12 protein-coding genes are annotated in these 16,882 nt (G+C 62.6%); 3 read left to right on the top strand and 9 right to left on the bottom strand.

Translation table 11 applies throughout. The annotated features are described in order from the left end of the window. Both GE027_RS21440 and trpB read right to left on the bottom strand, forming a co-directional pair. Nucleotides 1-1,337 (bottom strand): enolase C-terminal domain-like protein (locus GE027_RS21440; protein WP_153559275.1); only part of this gene is annotated, 1,337 nt, incomplete at its 3' end. 62 nt (nucleotides 1,338-1,399) lie between these two features. Continuing rightward, nucleotides 1,400-2,677 (bottom strand): tryptophan synthase subunit beta, encoded by a 1,278-nt coding sequence (gene trpB, locus GE027_RS21435; protein ID WP_153559274.1) that lies wholly within the window; start codon nucleotides 2,675-2,677, stop codon nucleotides 1,400-1,402. A gap of 143 nt (nucleotides 2,678-2,820) precedes the next feature. Here trpB and mutM point away from each other — a divergent pair, with 143 nt between their 5' ends. Together mutM and GE027_RS21425 are read left to right on the top strand one after the other, a co-directional pair. Further along, on the top strand, nucleotides 2,821-3,681 hold the full coding sequence (gene mutM / locus GE027_RS21430; RefSeq protein ID WP_153559273.1) for a bifunctional DNA-formamidopyrimidine glycosylase/DNA-(apurinic or apyrimidinic site) lyase: 861 nt from the start codon (nucleotides 2,821-2,823) through the stop codon (nucleotides 3,679-3,681). Between the two features lie 145 nt (nucleotides 3,682-3,826). Continuing rightward, nucleotides 3,827-4,906: a prenyltransferase/squalene oxidase repeat-containing protein gene (locus GE027_RS21425; protein WP_237607715.1), complete on the top strand. Its 1,080-nt coding sequence runs from the start codon at nucleotides 3,827-3,829 to the stop codon at nucleotides 4,904-4,906. A gap of 428 nt (nucleotides 4,907-5,334) precedes the next feature. Here GE027_RS21425 and dnaE read toward each other — a convergent pair whose 3' ends face one another. From dnaE to GE027_RS21410, 3 genes are all read right to left on the bottom strand, one after another. Then, nucleotides 5,335-8,895 carry a DNA polymerase III subunit alpha gene (dnaE, locus tag GE027_RS21420; RefSeq protein ID WP_153559272.1) on the bottom strand — a complete coding sequence of 1,187 codons (3,561 nt, stop codon included), beginning with the start codon at nucleotides 8,893-8,895 and terminating at the stop codon, nucleotides 5,335-5,337. A 125-nt stretch (nucleotides 8,896-9,020) separates the two neighbouring features. Next, nucleotides 9,021-9,680: an FHA domain-containing protein gene (locus tag GE027_RS21415; RefSeq protein WP_153559271.1), complete on the bottom strand. Its 660-nt coding sequence runs from the start codon at nucleotides 9,678-9,680 to the stop codon at nucleotides 9,021-9,023. A 331-nt stretch (nucleotides 9,681-10,011) separates the two neighbouring features. Further along, nucleotides 10,012-11,295, bottom strand: a complete 1,284-nt coding sequence (locus GE027_RS21410; RefSeq protein ID WP_153559270.1) for a class I SAM-dependent rRNA methyltransferase — start codon at nucleotides 11,293-11,295, stop codon at nucleotides 10,012-10,014. Nucleotides 11,296-11,740: 445 nt separating this feature from the next. On the opposite strand from GE027_RS21410, the gene GE027_RS21405 reads away from it, so the two are divergent. Next, the gene (locus GE027_RS21405) at nucleotides 11,741-12,487 is read left to right on the top strand and encodes a 3-keto-disaccharide hydrolase (protein WP_153559277.1); all 747 of its coding nucleotides are present in this window, start codon (nucleotides 11,741-11,743) and stop codon (nucleotides 12,485-12,487) included. Nucleotides 12,488-13,118: 631 nt separating this feature from the next. Here the strand turns inward: GE027_RS21405 and ruvA are convergent. From ruvA to ispF, 4 genes are all read right to left on the bottom strand, one after another. Further along, on the bottom strand, nucleotides 13,119-13,742 hold the full coding sequence (gene ruvA, locus GE027_RS21400; RefSeq protein WP_153559269.1) for a Holliday junction branch migration protein RuvA: 624 nt from the start codon (nucleotides 13,740-13,742) through the stop codon (nucleotides 13,119-13,121). A 78-nt stretch (nucleotides 13,743-13,820) separates the two neighbouring features. Then, on the bottom strand, nucleotides 13,821-14,315 hold the full coding sequence (gene ruvC, locus GE027_RS21395) for a crossover junction endodeoxyribonuclease RuvC (protein WP_153559276.1): 495 nt from the start codon (nucleotides 14,313-14,315) through the stop codon (nucleotides 13,821-13,823). Between the two features lie 64 nt (nucleotides 14,316-14,379). After that, on the bottom strand, nucleotides 14,380-15,939 hold the full coding sequence (cysS, locus tag GE027_RS21390; RefSeq protein WP_153559268.1) for a cysteine--tRNA ligase: 1,560 nt from the start codon (nucleotides 15,937-15,939) through the stop codon (nucleotides 14,380-14,382). A 140-nt stretch (nucleotides 15,940-16,079) separates the two neighbouring features. Next, on the bottom strand, nucleotides 16,080-16,571 hold the full coding sequence (gene ispF, locus GE027_RS21385) for a 2-C-methyl-D-erythritol 2,4-cyclodiphosphate synthase (protein ID WP_153559267.1): 492 nt from the start codon (nucleotides 16,569-16,571) through the stop codon (nucleotides 16,080-16,082). Between the last annotated feature and the right edge of the window lie 311 nt (nucleotides 16,572-16,882).

Genomic DNA, 16,882 nt, shown 5'->3' with positions numbered 1-16,882 from the left:
TAGGCTTCGAAGGCGGTGCCGCGGCGGTTTGGGGGACGGTCTCGCCAGACGCTGCCGTCGGGAAAGCGGTGTTGATCCAGGAATTCGGGCAAGAAATCCAGGCCCCAGCCTGGGGCGGCCGGTGCCACGTAATGACCCTGGTGGACCTGCACGGGATGGGCGACCGCTTCCTGCAGGAAGTCGATGTATTCGACCAGCTGCGTGCCGCTGTGTCCGGCCACCGCGATCTGGTCCCACATGCCGTAGTGCGCGATCATGTTGCACAGCGCGATCCCGCCGCCGTGCGGGCAGACCGGCACGCCGTACTTGGCAGCCATCAACAGAATCGCCATCACGTCGTTGACGCCGGCGACCCGCGTGGCGTCGATCTGACAGTAGCCGATCGCCCCGCTCTTGAGCAGCTGTTTAAAGATCACCGGCGAGGCGGCGTGTTCGCCGCAGGCCATGGCAAAGTCGTCGTCGGCAAAGGTACGCGCCAATTCGATGTAACCCAGCACGTCGTCCCGGGCGATCGGTTCCTCGATCCACTTCAGGTCGAAGGGACGATACCGCTGGATGTGCTGCTTGGCCTGCTGGACGCCCCAAAACTGGTTGGCGTCCACCATCAGCTGGCAATCCGGGCCGATCGCCTCGCGCATGAACTCCAGCCGCCGGACGTCTTGATCGCTGTCGCGGCCGACTTTGATTTTGAAAGCGTCGAAACCTTGAACCCGCAGCTTTTCGATCGTCGCCAGGATCTGCTCGTTATCCAGCCCCAGCCAGCCGGCCGTGCAGTAGGCCTTGGGACCCTGCTTGCGCATCGCCTGTTCGCGCCGGGCGACCGTCGGGCGATTTCGCTGGAGCATCTCGACCGCTTCGTCGCGCGTCAGGGCATCGCCGAGGTTGCGCCAATCGATGCAGTCGGCGACGAATTCCGGTTCCAGATCGACCAACAGTTTCCACAGCGGTTTTTCGAGAGCTTTGGCCCACAGATCGAACATCGCGTTCAGCACCGCTCCGGCAGCCATCCGAAAGACGCCGTCGTGCAACCAACGCAGTTGATGGTGATCGATCAAGCGGCGGTACAGGCGGATCGGGGCCTCGGCGAATTCGGCCAACTCACTGCCGACGACCAACTGGCACAGGTCGCGAATGCCGTGGCAGATCCAGTCCGTGCCGGCGCCGACGGTGAACACGACCGACACACCTTCGAGCGGCCGATCGGTCTCCAGCCGCAGCAGCGCCGAAGAATAATCGGGTTGTTTGTGGAACGGATCGGAGCCCAGCATCTGGTCGGATGTGGGCACCCGCACGTCCACGACTTGGGCGCCCGTGATGCGGATCGTGGGTAACGTCATGGAGCGTCCGTCTTTGGCGGGCTTTGCACTGGTGAGGAGTAGCCGACGAGTCGGCTCGCTGGCTATTCCCAAGCTTCGCCGCGCAGGCGGGCCAGTTCCATGGCGTCCTTGTCGCCGCGTCCCGAGAGGCAAATAACCAGGTGTTGGTCGGACGGCATGTCGGCGGCGATCTGGATGGCTTTGGCCGTGGCGTGACTGGTTTCCAAAGCGGCCAGAATGCCTTCGCTGCGGGCCAGTTTGTCGAACGCGTCGAGGGCTTCGCTGTCCTGGCAGTGGAGGTAGTCCGCTCGCTTGGTCGCTTTCCAGTAACTGTGCTCGGGACCGACGCCGGGGTAATCCAGCCCGGCGCTCATCGAGTGCACGTCGCAGGTCTGGCCGTCCTCGTCCTGCATGACGTAGCTGAAACTGCCGTGCAGGACGCCGGGGGCCCCGAAGGTGAGGGGCGAGGCGTGTTCGCCGGGCTCGACACCGCGACCGCCCGCTTCCACGCCCACCAGGCGAACGCCTTCGTCTTCGACAAACGGATAGAACATGCCCGCGGCGTTGCTGCCGCCGCCGACGCAGGCCACCACGCAATCGGGCAAGCGACCGAAACTGTCCAGGCACTGCCCGCGGGTTTCTTTGCCGATCACCGCTTGGAAGTCCCGCACCATCATCGGAAAGGGATGGGGACCGATCACACTGCCGATGATGTAGTGCGTCTGTTCGACACTGCTCATCCAGTCCCGCATGGCTTCGTTGACCGCGTCGCGAAGGGTCCGCGAACCGCTCTCCACCGCTCGCACTTCGGCGCCCAACAGCCGCATGCTGAACACGTTGGGCTTTTGCCGCCGCACGTCTTCGGCACCCATGAACACCACGCAGGGCAGACCGAAATGGGCACAGGCCGTGGCGCTGGCCACGCCGTGCTGGCCGGCGCCGGTTTCGGCGATCACACGGGTCTTGCCCATCCGCCGGGTCAACAGAGCTTGACCGAGGGTGTTGTTGATCTTGTGAGCACCGGTGTGATTCAGGTCCTCGCGTTTGAGCCAGATCTGGGCTCCTCCCACCGCCTGGCTCAGCCGCCGAGCGTGATACAGCGGGCTGGGCCGACCGACGAAGGTTTTCAGCAGATCGGTCAGGTCCCGCTGGAACTGCGGATCGCGCTTGGCCTTGTCGTATTCGTCGGCCAACTGGTCCAGGGCCTGAGTCAGGGTTTCCGGGACGAAGCGACCGCCAAAGTCACCGAAGCGGCCAGCGGCGTCGGGAACCTGGCTGCTGGCGGCAGCCGATAGGGCGGATTCGCCGTTGCCAGGGGCGTCGGAAGAGCTCGACGCCGCATCTTCGGGGGTGGTGGTCATGGAGGATCCCGATATTTTTATTTCGTTACTCAGATAACTTTAAGACAGATTGCGACGTGCTTAACAGCCGAAGCGCTCGATCGCCGTGTCCTAACGATTGTGGGCAATGGCGAAGGAAAGTCAACGTACGGCGAACCCCTGCGATGCCCGAGTTACCCGAAGTCGAAACGATGCGTCGCGGTGTCCAAGGCGTGGTCGAGCACACGATCCGCCGGGTTCGCCGCACCCCCTGCCGTCTGAAACCGATTCAGATCCAGCCGCGGATCGATGCCCTGGACCGCCGCGTGGCCGGACGGAAAATCACCGCGGTGGGCCGCCGCGGCAAACGGTTATTGCTGCACCTGGACGACGCCTCGGCAATCGTGATCGAACCCCGCATGACCGGCTTGATCCTGGTGGCCGACCCGCCCAATGAGCAACATCTGCGGGTGCGGATCGAGCTGGAAGGACCACGGCACGAGGATTTGCTGTTCTGGGATCGCCGCGGCCTGGGCACGTTTCGCTGGCTGCCCGCCGAGACGCTCGCGCGGCTGCTGGACCAGTCCACGCTGGGGGTCGACGCCCTCGAAGTCACCGCCGCCCAGCTGCAAGCCACGCTGGCGGCCAGCCGCCGAGCGGTCAAGGTGGCGCTGTTGGATCAGCGGGCCGTGGCGGGGATCGGCAACTTGTACGCAGCCGAAATCCTGCACGTGGCCGGCGTCGACCCCCGCACGCGGTGCGATTCGCTGAGCGGGCCGCAGTGGCAGCGGATCGCGGCGGCCACCCGGCAGGTGCTCGGCGAAGCGATCCGCTACGAGGGTTCGACCCTCTCCGACGGCACCTATCGCAATGCGCTCAACAGCGCGGGGGGCTATCAAAACCATCACCGCGTGTACGACCGCGAAGGCCAGCCGTGCCGGCGCTGTGGCCACGAAAGCATCCGCCGGATCGTGCAGGCCCAGCGAGCGACGTTTTTCTGCGGCCATTGCCAGCAGCGGCGGGGCAAGCACCGCTCGGTCCCGTGATCGCTCTGGTCCCGTGATCGCTCTGGTCCCGTGATCGCTCTGGTTTTCTCCCGCCCGAATGCCAACAATGGCTATGCTCAATAGGGCCCAAATGCTCAATAGGGCCCGAATCGCACACAGAAGCCCCCCCTCGGATCGAAAAACCATGGCTGACCACCCTTTCTCCGCTTCGCCCGCGAAGCTGTCGCGGCGTCGTCTGTTGACGTTGGCCGCCTCGGGGGCCGCTGCCGCCGCGGTGTCGGCCGGCGCGACGCAGCGGGCCTACAGCGCGGCCCGTCGCGATCCCCGCTGGGTCGAAGCGACCAACAAGGGCCTCGAGTGGCTCAGCCGGACCCAGTCGTCACGCGGTCAGTGGAACACCCAGATGTACCCCACGGCGATGGCGGCGCTGGCGGGCACGGCGCTGATCGCCAGCGGCAGCACGACCACCCAGGGACCCTATGCCCAGGACATCGCTCGGGCGGCCGACTACATCATCAGCAAATCCCGTCAGAACGGGCTGATCGGCGATCCCCAAAGCGACAGCCGCTACACCTACGGACACGGCTTCGCGATGCTGTTTCTGTCGCAGGTGCTGGGCGAGGAGGGTTTGATCGATCGCCGTGAAGAGCTGGTCGAGGTGTTGACCAAGGCGGTGGAATTCAGCGGCAACGCCCAGACGCCCGCCGGCGGCTGGGGCTATGTGTCGGCCCGGGACGGAAATAATTTTGACGAGGGTTCGACCACGATTACCCAGGTGCAGGGACTGCGCGGATGCCGCAACGCGGGGATTCCCGTGCCGGCGGAAATCATCGATCGCGCCAAGGAATACATCTATGTGTGCAAGAATCCCGATGGCGGGATCAGCTACAGCAGCCGGCAACGCGGCAGCAGTCGGCCGGCGATCACCGCGGCCGCTCTGGCCGCGCTGTACAACGCCGGCGATTACGACAGCGAGCACGTGCCGGAGATGTGGCAGTATGCGAAAGAAAACCTGCACGACATCCACGACGCAGCTCGATCCTTTGGCCACTGGCACTACACGTACCTGTACTACAGCCAGGTGGTGTACCGTCAGGGCAACGAGCTGTGGGGCGATTTTCGCAACAAACTGTACGATCGCATCGTCGGCGAACAGAAGCCCGACGGGAACTGGGACGGCCAGATCCACCCGGTCTACATCACCGCCTGCAACCTGATCATGCTGCAGCTGGACCGCGGCTTTTTGCCCATCTATCAGCGATAGGGTTAGTTGTTAGTTGTTAGTTGTTAGTTGATGGTTGTTAGTTGATGGTTGTTAGTTGATGGTTGTTAGTTGATGGTTGAAAGGCGAGCCAGGACGTAGCTGAAGTCGCCAGACTTTGGTTGTTCGTTGCCAAGCTTCGTACTTGTACTCGTACTCAGCGCAGCGGTACTCGTCCTCGGATCTCCATCGCTACCGCGTCTGCACGACAGAGATCGCACTCGATTGAGCCGGCGGACGAGCACGAATTACACTCGCTACTCGCTAATGCTTCCCCCAAACTCTAGCAAGTTCAGCTACGCCCTGATCCGCTCAACAACCATCAACCATCAACCATCAACCATCAACCATCAACCATCAACCATCAACTAACAACTAACAACTAACAACTAACAACTAACAACTAACAACTAACAACCATCAACCAACAACTACCCCCTTCGCCTAGGGCCGCCGCCGGCGGATAGTTGCGGGCGGCTGGTCAGCATCTTGTAACCGCCGCTGCCCAGCAGGTCGTCCAGCCGCTGGCGCAGCTCCGGCGTCAGTTCGACGTGCATCTTCTTGCTCCGCAGGTGCACCACGTAGCCTTCGCTGATCTTCAGCGCGAACTGCAGTTCCTGCTTGCCGGGGTATCCGCGAACAATCTCTCGCACCTGAGGCAGGGTTTTTTCGTCGTGCTTGTTCTGGTCGATCTGAATGCGGATGCCGCGGGTGTATTTGCCGTCCAGCTGGTCCAGGGGCACCAGTTCGTTGATGATCAGGTTGACCTCGTCGCCGCCGCCGCGTTTGTCGCACACACCACGGGCCATCAGGACGGCGTCGGGCTGGACGTGCTCGCCCATTTCGGCATAGCCACTGGGCCAGATGATGCAGCGGACCGCGCCCTGCATGTCTTCGAGGTCGAAGTTGGCGTATTTGGTGGGCGCACCGGGTTTGCTGTTTTTGGTGTGAGCGATTTTGATCGATCCGATCATCCCGCCGATCATGACTTCGGCGCGGTCCTTCAAGCCGCCCAGCTGGTCGGTGGTGTGGGAGCGGAAGGCGGCCAGTTTGGGTTCGTATTCGGCCAGCGGGTGGCTGGACAGATAGAAGCCCAGGACCTCTTTCTCGCTGAGCAGTTTTTCCTTTTCGGGCCATTCTTCCATGGTGGGCAGGTTTTCGGCAATCGTCGGCTGGTCTTCCTCTTCTTCGAAGTCGCCGAACAGGCTGGCCTGGCCGCTCTTCTTGTCCGCGATCGCCGCGGCGCCGCTCTGCATGGCTCGTTCCATCACGGCGGCCAGTTGGCTGCGGAGGGCGCCGAAGCTGTCCATTGCGCCGGCTTTGATCAGCGTTTCGATGGCCGTTTTGTTACAGGCCTGGGGGTCGACGCGTTCGCAGAAATCGAAGATGTCTTTGAAGGGGCCGTTCTTGGCGCGTTCCTCGGCGATCGCCACGCCGGTCGAACCGCCACAGCCTTTGATGGCCGATAGAGCGAAATAGATTTTGCCATCGCTGACCGAAAAATCGGCCTCGCTGTGATTGACGTCCGGATTGACCACCTCGATCCCCATCCGCTCGCAGTCCTCGAGGTGTTCGACCAGCGGGTCCTTGCGTTTGAAGTTTCGCGAGGAGATATCGCTCGAGAGCAACGCCGCCATGAACTCCACCGGGTAGTGGGCTTTCAGGTAGGCGGTCTGGAACGCGATCAGGGCGTAGGCGGTACTGTGCGATTTATTGAAACCGTAACCGGCGAACTTTTCGATCAGGTTCCAGATGTCTTCGGCGTCCTTCTTGGCCAACCCCGACTCGACCGCGCCTTCGATAAACTGTTCGCGGTTGGAGTTGATCAGCTCCTCTTTCTTCTTGCTGATCGCCTTAATACAGGTGTACGCTTTGGCCAGCGGGATGCCGCCCAAGCGGTTCAGGATCCGCATCACCTGTTCCTGGTAGACCATCACCGAGTTGGTTTCGGCGAGGATTTCCTCCAGGACCGGGTGCTTGTACTCGGGCTGCTGGCGGCCGTGTTTGATGTCCACGTACATGTCGACCATGCCGCCCTCGAGCGGACCCGGCCGGTACAGTGCGGCCGTAGCGATGATGTCGTGGAAGGTGTCCGGCTTCATCCGCTGCAGCAGGTCGCGAATACCGCCCGATTCCAACTGGAACACGCCCTTGGTTTCGCCGCGCTGCAGCAGCAGGTAGGACTCGCGGTCGTCCAGCGGGAATTTCAGCGGATCGATTTTTTCGCCGGTCGTCTGTTCGACCAGGGCGACCGCGCGGCTGAGGATCGTCAGGTTGCGCAGGCCCAAGAAGTCCATCTTCAGCAGCCCGGCCGCTTCGACGTCGTTCATCGACCACTGGGTGATCACGTCCTGCTTGCCGGGGACGCGGCCCAGGGGAACGAATTCGGTCAGCGGGCGGTCGGCGATCACCACCGCCGCGGCGTGGGTGCCGACGTTGCGGGCCAGGCCCTCGATCCGCATCGCCAGATCCAACAGCTCGCGGATCTCCGGATCGTTCTCGTAGGTCAGCCGCAGGTCGTCGCTTTTTTCGAGCGCCTTTTTGATCGTGATCTTTAATTCATCGGGCACCATTTCGGTGATCTGGTTGACGCGGGCCAGCGGGATCCCCAGGGCCCGGCCCACGTCCTTGATGGCCGCCCGCGCGGCCAGGGTTCCGAACGTGCCGATCTGGCAAACGTTGTCGTGCCCGTAGCGTTCTTTGACGTACTGGATGATCTCGACACGACGTTCTTTCTCGAAGTCGATATCGATATCCGGCGGTTCCAGACGGCTCTCGTCCAGAAAGCGTTCGAACAGTAGGTCGTATTCCAGCGGGCAGACGTGCGAGAGGTACAGGGCGTAGCAGACGATCGCGCCGACGCCGCTGCCACGAGCCGTGGCCCAGATGCCCAGCGAACGGGCGTGATGGACGAAGTCCCAGTTGATCAGGAAGTAGGTCGGGAAACCCAATTTCTCGATCACGCCCAGCTCGCGTTCCAGCCGGGCGATCACCTCCTCGGACAATTCGCCGTCGACCAAGCGATTGTCGTTGCCCTCGTAGCGTTCCTTCAGCCCCTTGATGCACAGCTGCCGCAGGTAATCGATGGGCTGCATTTCATCGGGGCACTCGAACTTGGGAAAGTAGTGCTTGCCCAGTTCCAGGTCGATGTGGACGCTGTCGGCGATCTCTTGGCTGCGGGCGACGGCGTCTTCGAGTCCCGGGAATTTCTCGTACATCTGCTCGGGACTGCGCAGGAAGTACTGGTTGCCGTCCATCCGCATCCGCGACTGGTCGGTGCGGAAGCGGCCGGTATTGATGCACAGCATCACGTCCTGGGCTTCGGCGTCCTCGGGGTCGACGTAGTGGGTGTCGCTGGTGGCCACGACCGGCAGGCCCATCTGCTGGGCGATGTCGACGGCGCCTTCGAGCTGCAGCCGCTGGATCTCCACGCCGTTGTTCATGACTTCGATGTAGTAGCGATCCTGGAACACGTTGTGGAACCAGCCGGCCACGGATTTGGCCTCTTCGATCGCGTCGGCCGTGTCGGTGCCTTTGAGCACGGCGCGGCTGAATTCGCTGCTGACACAGCCCGACAGACAGACGATGCCTTCGCTGTGGGCTTTGAGGATCTCTTTGTCGATCCGCGGCTTGAAGTAAAACCCTTCCAGGCTGGCGGCCGAGGCCAATTTGATCAGGTTGCGAAAGCCCGTGCGGTTTTGGGCCAGCAGCGTCAGGTGGTAGCTGGCGTCGCGGCTGTTGCCCGCCCCATCCTTGTCGAAGCGGCTGCCCGGCGCGATGTAGGCTTCGTAGCCGATCACGGGGTTGATGTCGGCGGCTTTGGCCTTGCGGTAAAACTCCAACGCCCCGTGCAGGTTGCCGTGATCGGTCAGCGCCAGGGCGTTCATCCCGTGGTCCTTGCAGCGACCGATCAATTTGCCCACGTCCCCTGCCCCGTCCAGCAGGCTGTAGTGGCTGTGGCAATGCAAGTGCACGAAGGGACGGCTATCCATACGGATCATCCTGTCGGGAGAGGGGGGAGAAGCTCGAGCGAAGAAGGGTTCGGCGGCGAGGCCGCGTCGCGCAGGGGCAGTTCCAGGGACGGCAGTTCCAAAGACGGAAGGCCAGGAACTGAATTCTATGGATTGGCGACGCTGCGGACCAGCGTCGCCAGGCGCGCCTGGAGGTCCAACAGCCGCTGCCAAGTGGAGAAATCCACTTCGACTTTCTGCGCGGTTTCGTCGATATCGGCTGATTCAATTAATTTGTGCAGCCGAGCCTGCAGGTATTCCAGGATTTCGCAGAACTGGGCCGCTTGACCGGCCGACATGTGGTCGGGGACTTCGGGCGGTTCGATCAATCCCAACAGGTTTGCCAGCTGTGGCGGGGTGCCTTCGCCGATGTCGAAGCCCAGCGATCCGGCCACCGAGCCGGCTTCGCGCGAGTGCGACGAGCTGCCGTCCTCGCTCTTGCCATTGATCCGGGCCATCCGCTGGGCGATCTGCTCGTCGCTGCCGACCAGCATCAAACTGCGGCCCACGCTGATCAAATCACCGAACCGCAGGATCCGCAGATGCGTCTCCTGGCCGTTGACCTTGGTGCCGTTGGTGCTGTCCAGATCGGTCAAGACCAAGCGGTCGTTGTCCCGCTGGACTTTCAAGTGACAACGGCTGACCCGTTCGTCATTCAACTGGATCGAATTGCCTTCTTCGCGGCCAATCGTCAGCGGGACCGGAAGCTCACGGTATACCTTGCCGCGGTCTGCGCCGTGGAGGATCGTGATGGTAAGGTCTGACATGCAAGGCCCGTCTAGCAAGTCTGGTGAGATGCACGGTGGCAGGGTGTCCGGCCCGATTGTGGCGGTTGGCCGGCCGAATATCAACGGTGCGGCCGCTATTGTACGACCAGAACCAAGAGAACGCGAGAAATTTCAGCTTCGGCCGCACCGGAAAGAAGGGTTTTTGTGCTGTCGCCTTTCACGCCGTGCGGAGTGTCGCCTTTCACTCCGTGAAAGTTGAGAAGAAGTGTCGCCTTTCACTCCGTGAAAGTTGAGAAGAAGTGTCGCCTTTCACTCCGTGAAAGTTAAGAAAGCTTGCAGAAAGCGACTTTCGGCGGAGCGAAAGGCAGCTCTACTGCACTTCGCAGATCATGCACTTCAGGTAGTCGCTCTCGGGACAGGACACCCGCATCGGGTGATCGGCGGCCGCCGAACGGCTTTCCAGGACCGTGATGTCGCGGCCGGCCTTGCGTCCGACGTCGACCAGCATGTTCAGGAAATCGCTGCGGCTGACGCTGCCGCTGCAGCTGTTGGTGACCAGGATCCCGCCCGGCGGCAAACACTGCACCGCTCCGCGATTCAGCCGCGCGTAGGCGCGCAGGGCCGCGTCGACCTGACGGCGGGAACCGGCAAAGCGGGGCGGGTCCAGCACGACGGCTTCGAACCGGCCGGCTTCGGCCGCGGCCAGAAAGTCAAAGCAATCGGCTTTCTCGAACCGCACGCCGCTCAGGCCGTTGCGCCGGGCATTGCCGGCCGCTGCGTCCAGCGCCCGCTGGCTGCTGTCGATCCCCAGCACCTCGCTCGCCCCGGCCGCCGCGGCGACCAGCCCGAATCCGCCGGCGTAACAACACACGTCCAGCACGCGGCGGCCGGCCAGGTAGCGGGCCGCGGCCGCGTGGTTTTCGCGTTGGTCGAGGTAGCCGCCGGTTTTCTGACCGTGCTCGAGGTCGACGGACCACTCGAGGCCGTTCTGCGTGTAGGTGACCGCCTCGCCCGGCTGCTCGCCGCGCTCGAGGCCCTCCCGTTGCTCGATGCCTTCCTTCTTGGCGGTCTTGGCGTCGGTGCGAACGAAAATGCCGCGGGGCTGCAGTCGCCGGTTCAGATGATCCAGCAGCGCCTCGGCCCGGCCAAGAACCGCCGCCGACACCATCTGGACCACCAGGTAATCGGCGTACTGGTCGACAATCAAACCGCTCAATCCATCGGATTCGCTGAACACCAGCCGGGCCGCGGTGGAGACGCCTCGCAGCGAGCCGTTTTGATAAGGGCCGTTTTGATAAGGGCCGTTTTGATCGGGGCCGTTGTGATCGGGGCCGTCCGGGGAAGGGCCGCCGCCGTCGGCCAATAGACCGGCGATGCGTCGCCGCTGGAGAGCCTGATCGATTCGCCCGCAAAAGAACGCATCGTCCAGCGGCTGGTTGCGGTCCCAGGTGTACAGCCGCACTCGCAGGCCGCTGTGGGGATTGTACAGCCCTCTGGCCAGCCAGGTTCCGTTGTGCTGGACCAGGTCGACGGCTTGGCCACAGGCGATCTCCGCGTCGGATTCGACCAACGAGGAAGCGTGCACCCAGGGATGGCGAGCGACGAAGGGAAAGTGACGCGAAGGTTTAACAGCGACGCTGGGCAGGTTGGACACGAAGAACGGACCGCACGAAAAGGAAGGACGAACAAGGAATCAGATCGAGTCTGCCGCCGAATCCTACCCTCGCAGCGGCGATCTGCCTACGCGGAGCGGTTCGCCCTCAGATCACCCGTAGCCGGAGTCGCCAGACTTTGGAGAGAGGCGTAAACGACCAATCGACCCGTAGCCGGAGTCGCCAGACTTTGGAGGCGGTGGGGCGAACGGACCAAACTCTGGCGAGTTTAGCTACGGGGAGTTCAGCCGCCGGTTTGTTGCTCTGGGCGCTTGCGGCAAGCATAATCGCCGTTGTTCCGGGCGTAAGGCGTCGGCGGCCGCCCCGGCGGGGGCAATCTTCCAACTTTTAACTCTAAACGTTTCCCTCCTTTTTTCAAAGAGTTCAATTGTGATCCTACGGTTTGCAAAGAGTGGTTTTTACAGCGTCGTCGTGCTGGGTACCGCGATGGGGTTCGCCGCCGCGGCGGCGGCCGAAGAGTATCTCAGCGGCATCCAGTGGCAGCGTCCTCCGGTGGTCGATCCGGGCAAAACCGACGACGCCCCGCCATCCGACGCGGTCGTGCTGTTCGACGGAACCAATCTGGACGCCTGGAAGAACGGCGAGAACTGGGAGGTGCGCGACGGCGTCGCCTACTCGGGCAAGGGGCAAATCGTCTCCAAGGAAGTGTTCGGCGATTGCCAGGTGCACATCGAATGGTCCGCGCCGCTGCCGGTTAAAGGGTCCGGCCAAGGACGCGGCAACAGCGGCGTGTTCCTGATGGGACGCTATGAGATCCAGGTGCTGGACTCGTACGACAACGAAACCTACTACGACGGCCAGGCCGGAGCGATCTACAAGCAGACGCCGCCGCAGGTCAACGCCATGCGCAAGCCCGGCCAGTGGAACACGTACGACATCATCTGGACCGCCCCGCGGTTCGCCGAAGACGGTTCGCTCGAGTCCCCGGCGTACATCACCGCCCTGCACAACGGCGTCGTGATCCTGAACCATTTCCAGCTGAAAGGCGACACGCCCTATAACCGGCCGCCGGAGTACCGCCAACACGCCGCCGAAGGGCCGCTGGCGCTGCAGGACCACGGCAACCCGGTGCGGTTCCGCAATATCTGGGTCCGCCCGCTGAAACCGGCTCAGGGCGAGCAGCAGCGCCCGCCGTATATCCGCGACGGGGATAAGGAAACCCCGGTGGAGTAGAGGGGGGGTGGTTGTTGGTTGTTGGTTGTTGGTTGTTGGTTGTTGGTTGTTGGTTGATGGTTGATGGTTGATGGTTGATGGTTGATGGTTGCCAGCAACGCGTAGCCGAACTCGCCAGAGTTTGGGAATGGTGAGTGGTGAGTGGTGAGTGGGATTCGTGCTCGTGTTCGACCGCACGCAGTCTCAGATCTAAATCTCAGATCTCCTGACTCTGGCGGAATCTATGTATGAGAAGAATCGTTTACTCCCCTCTCCCCCGAAGCCTGGCGAGCCTAAGCGAGTCAGGCTCCGGGGGAGAGGGGTTGGGGGTGAGGGGGACCAGCAGAGCAGCACCACTTCCGTATTTCGCTGCGGTGCGGGAATCGGAAAGGCGTACGCAAACAGGCGTTGCGTTGCACCCGAGCCCCCTCACCCCCGGCCCCTCTCCCACCACTGCTTCACTCGCTGACGCTCGCGGCGCAGCGGGGGAGAGGGGAGAAAACACTGCATTTGACCGCCCCGCGTTGTACATAGAATCCGCCGGAGTCAGCAAATCTCAAATCTCGCCCTTCGCCTCTCGTCACTCGTCCAAAGTCTGGCGACTTCAGCTACGTCCTGGTTCGTCTTTCAACTAACAACTAACAACTAACAACTAGTGACTCTTCTGGTAGATCGCCGTCAGTAGGGCTTCGGTGTCCTTGAACTTCTTGCCCGATTCCATCGCTTCGTCGATCAACTGGCGAGCGTCGGCTTCGCTGTGTCCGAGGGCCAGCAGGGCATCGAAGGTGTCGGCGACCACGCCGGTGGCGGCATCCATCGTCGCTTCGACTTCGTCGCGGGCGACCATCAGGGCGAACCGCGGCATCTTGCGGCGCAGCTTGGCGATGATCCGTTCGCTGGTGGCCGGACCGATGCCCGGCAGGGCCGACAGCTGCTTGGCGTCCTGTTGTTCGATCAACACGGCCAACTCGTGCACCGGGCGGACCATCGCCCGCAGGGCTTTCTTCACGCCCACGCCGTCGACGCTGCAGAACAGGTCGAAGAACTGGCGTTCGGGCAGGGTTTGAAAGCCGATCAGACGCGGGGTCAGCCTCCCGCCCTGGGCGTTGCCGTCGATGTAATCCAGCGTGTGCAGGCGCACCGTCTTGCCGACTTCGGCTTGCAATTGCCGGCGGGTGTAGTCGCCGACCAAGACTTCGTATTCAAACGGCGGCACGTCGATGGTAACGGCCGCTTCGGCCGTGGCCAGCAGGTTGCCGGTGATTTTGGTGATCAAGCGTGGTTCCTTGGCAGGGGGAGCGTGCCCGGGGCGGCGAGTCGCCCGCGGCCGGCGGTCAACCGCCGGTGGCGAGGATTACAGTTGGTTGTCGATCAAGCCGATCCCGATTCGGCTTTGGTGATGCCCGCACAGGGCGATCGCCAGGGCGTCGGCCACGTCGGCCGGTTCGGGAACGCTGGACAGATTCAATTGGATTTTGACGGCCAACTGAATCTGGTGTTTCGGAGCGCGGCCGTTGCCGGTCATCAGCTTCTTGACCTTGGTCGGTTCGAAACTCTTGATCTCCAAACCCGCTTGGCCGGCGCACAGACAGATCGTGCCGCGAGCGTGACCCATCAGGATCGCCGTTCGCGGGCGTTCGTAGTGCGAGTACAACTGTTCGAGCGCCATGAAGTCCGGTCGCAGGTGCTCGATCACTTCGGTCAGACCTCGATGCAGCTCGACCAACCGCTCGGGCATCGAGTGCCGGCGGTTGGTGCGAATGATGCCCGCTTCCAGCAGCCGCACCTGGTGCTCGCGGGCTTCGATGACGCCGTAACCGGTGACGTTCAAGCCGGGGTCGATGCCCAGGATGCGGCGAACGTCGGGTCCGCTGGCGGTCTCTGGAATGTTCACGACCGAAGCTCCGCGAGAATCAAGACGTCCGTTCCCAGGTGGTGCCGTCCTTCTTGTCCAGCAGGGCCACGCCGATCTCGGCCAGCCGGTCGCGGATGGCGTCGGAGGTGGCGAAGTCTTTGTTTTGACGGGCCGTTTTGCGGAGCTCGATCAGCAGGTCCATCAACTGGTCGCTCAAGCCGGAATCGCCGTCGTCGCCGCCGGCCGCGGCGGGAACCGGTTTGACAAACAATCCCAACAGGCTGGTCAGTTCGCGGAGCACGCCGGCGACCGAGAGCAACGTGGCGCGAGCCGGCGAGTCGGCGGCGGTGTTCTTGTCCAAACCGCTCTGGTCGATGTGCCGGTTCATCGTCCGCAGCAGGTCGAACAGGACGCTGATCGCGGCGCCGGTGTTGAAGTCGTCGTCCATGGCGGCGAAGTATTTTTCTCGCAGCCCGGCGGCTTCTTCGAGCACTTTGTCGCCGGCCGGATCGATCGCTCCGGCCTCGCGGTTCTCCGCGGCCGACAGGTCATAAAACGACGTACCGGTCAGCTCTTCAAAGCGGTCGAAGAAGCGATAGAAGGCTTCCAGCGACGTGCCGGCTTCGGCCAACGCCTCGTCGTTGAATACGATGGTCGAACGGTAATGCGTTCGCAGCAGGAAGAACCGCAGCCGTTCGCCGGTCTGCCTGCGAATCAATTCGGCCAGACCGCCACCGCCCTTGCTGCGGCTGATCTTGCCCTCGGTCTGTTCGGCGACCGATTCGGTGGCGGGGTCGCGATCGTTCTTGCCGCCGACCTTGCCCTTGTTGCCGGCTCGCATCAGCCCGTTGTGCATCCAGTACTTGACCATCGGCGCGTTGTGGCAACAGGTGCTCTGCGCCCGCTCGTTCTCGTGGTGGGGGAACATCAGGTCCAGGCCACCGCCGTGGATATCAAAGGTTTCCCCCAAAATCCGGTGGCTCATCGCCGAACATTCGATATGCCATCCCGGGCGGCCGCGGCCCCAGGGGCTGTCCCAGGCCGGCTCGTCGGCTTTGGCGGATTTCCAGAGCGCGAAATCGCTGGGCGAACGCTTGCGAGCCGCCGCGTCGCCGCCTTCGCCCTGTTGTTGGTCGGTCGAACGGTTGCTCAGCTCGCCGTAGCTCTTGTCCTTGCCGACTTCGAAGAACACGTCGCCGTCGACCGCGTAGGCATAGCCCTGGCTTTCCAGGCACTGGATGAACTGGATGATGTCGTCCATGTGATCGGTGGCCCGGGGCATGTAGTCGATCTGGTTGACGCCCAGCTCTTTCAGGTTGGCCATGTAATCGGCCGTCATCTCGGTGGCGATCTGGCTCATCGGCACGCCCCGCTTGCGGCTCTGGGCGATCAGTTTGTCGTCCACGTCGGTGATGTTCACCACCAGCGTGACCTGATACCCGTTGTGGGTCAGATAACGCTTGATCGTGTCGAAGATGACCGGTCCCACCATGTGGCCGATATGGGCTTCGGCGTAGACCGTGGGACCGCACAGATAAATGCCGACCGCCGGGGCACGCAGGGGGGCGAAAGGTTCTTTGGTCTTGGACAGCGTGTTGTAGACGCGGATCTCGGGCATTGTCGGGTCGGTCGAATTCGGTGTGTGAAAACGGTCAGTAACCGCAGCCCGAGGCGGGCCGCGCGGCGTCCGGGACGAATCGTTCGGTGCGGGGCAAGGCGTCCGGGACGAATCGTCCGGTGCGGGTCAATCGGAACGGGTCAATCGCAGCGGTACAGCAACACCACACAGCGGGCGGCCACCGCCTCGGCATGTCCGATCGGACCCACACCTTCGCCTGTCTTACCCTTTATGCCCACCTGAGTGGGAGAGAGATTTGCGATTTCGCTGATGCTTTGCCGCATTTTGTCCAGGTGCGGGGCGATTTTCGGCTGCTGTGCTAGCACGACGCAGTCCAGATTGACCACTTCCCAGCCCTTGGCGCGGACCCGCCGCAGGGCCTCGCTGAGGAATTCGCCGCTGTTGCGGCCGCGGTTCTCTTCGGCCGTATCGGGAAACAAGCGGCCGATGTCGCCCGCGTCGCCGGCGCCGAGAATCGCGTCGGTGATCGCGTGCAGCAAGACATCGGCGTCGCTGTGGCCGATCGCGTGCACGTCGGCCGGCAAGTCGATGCCGCCCAGCCGCAGCGGTCCCCCGTTGCCCAGGCGGTGAGTGTCGAAACCGAGTCCGATACGAATGGGGGGAGCGTGCATGGCGGTTGTTGGTTGTTAGTTGTTAGTTGTTAGTTGTTAGTTGTTAGTTGTTAGTTGTTAGTTGTTGGTTGTTAGTTGTTAGTTGTTAGTTGAAATCAAGGCGTAGCTGAACTCGCCAGAGTTTGGGAGTGGCGAGTGGCGAGTGGCGAGTGTGGTTCGTACTCGTACTCGAAATTCTTGCGAAACGGGCTCGCGGATCACTAGCCGCGTCCCGCTCACTCGAATCGACTCATCATCGAAACACAATCGTATCTTCCCCTGCGGCTGCTAAGCACGTCGCAACATTTCATTCGGCTTTACTCTCCCTCTGG

The organism is Roseimaritima sediminicola (assembly GCF_009618275.1).
Classification (GTDB): Bacteria; Planctomycetota; Planctomycetia; order Pirellulales; family Pirellulaceae; genus Roseimaritima; species Roseimaritima sediminicola.
The sequence above is the reverse complement of the archived record's forward strand: the minus strand, read 5'-3'. Positions and strand labels throughout refer to the sequence as shown.

Excerpts from the sequence above, each read along its gene's own strand:
- GE027_RS21415 (WP_153559271.1), bottom strand. The coding sequence starts at position 9,680 with ATGTCAGACCTTACCATCACGATCCTCCACGGCGCAGACCGCGGCAAG.
- ispF (WP_153559267.1), bottom strand. The coding sequence starts at position 16,571 with ATGCACGCTCCCCCCATTCGTATCGGACTCGGTTTCGACACTCACCGC.
- mutM (WP_153559273.1), top strand. The coding sequence starts at position 2,821 with ATGCCCGAGTTACCCGAAGTCGAAACGATGCGTCGCGGTGTCCAAGGC.
- trpB (WP_153559274.1), bottom strand. The coding sequence starts at position 2,677 with ATGACCACCACCCCCGAAGATGCGGCGTCGAGCTCTTCCGACGCCCCT.
- GE027_RS21425 (WP_237607715.1), top strand. The coding sequence starts at position 3,827 with ATGGCTGACCACCCTTTCTCCGCTTCGCCCGCGAAGCTGTCGCGGCGT.
- GE027_RS21405 (WP_153559277.1), top strand. The coding sequence starts at position 11,741 with ATGGGGTTCGCCGCCGCGGCGGCGGCCGAAGAGTATCTCAGCGGCATC.
- dnaE (WP_153559272.1), bottom strand. The coding sequence starts at position 8,895 with ATGGATAGCCGTCCCTTCGTGCACTTGCATTGCCACAGCCACTACAGC.
- cysS (WP_153559268.1), bottom strand. The coding sequence starts at position 15,939 with ATGCCCGAGATCCGCGTCTACAACACGCTGTCCAAGACCAAAGAACCT.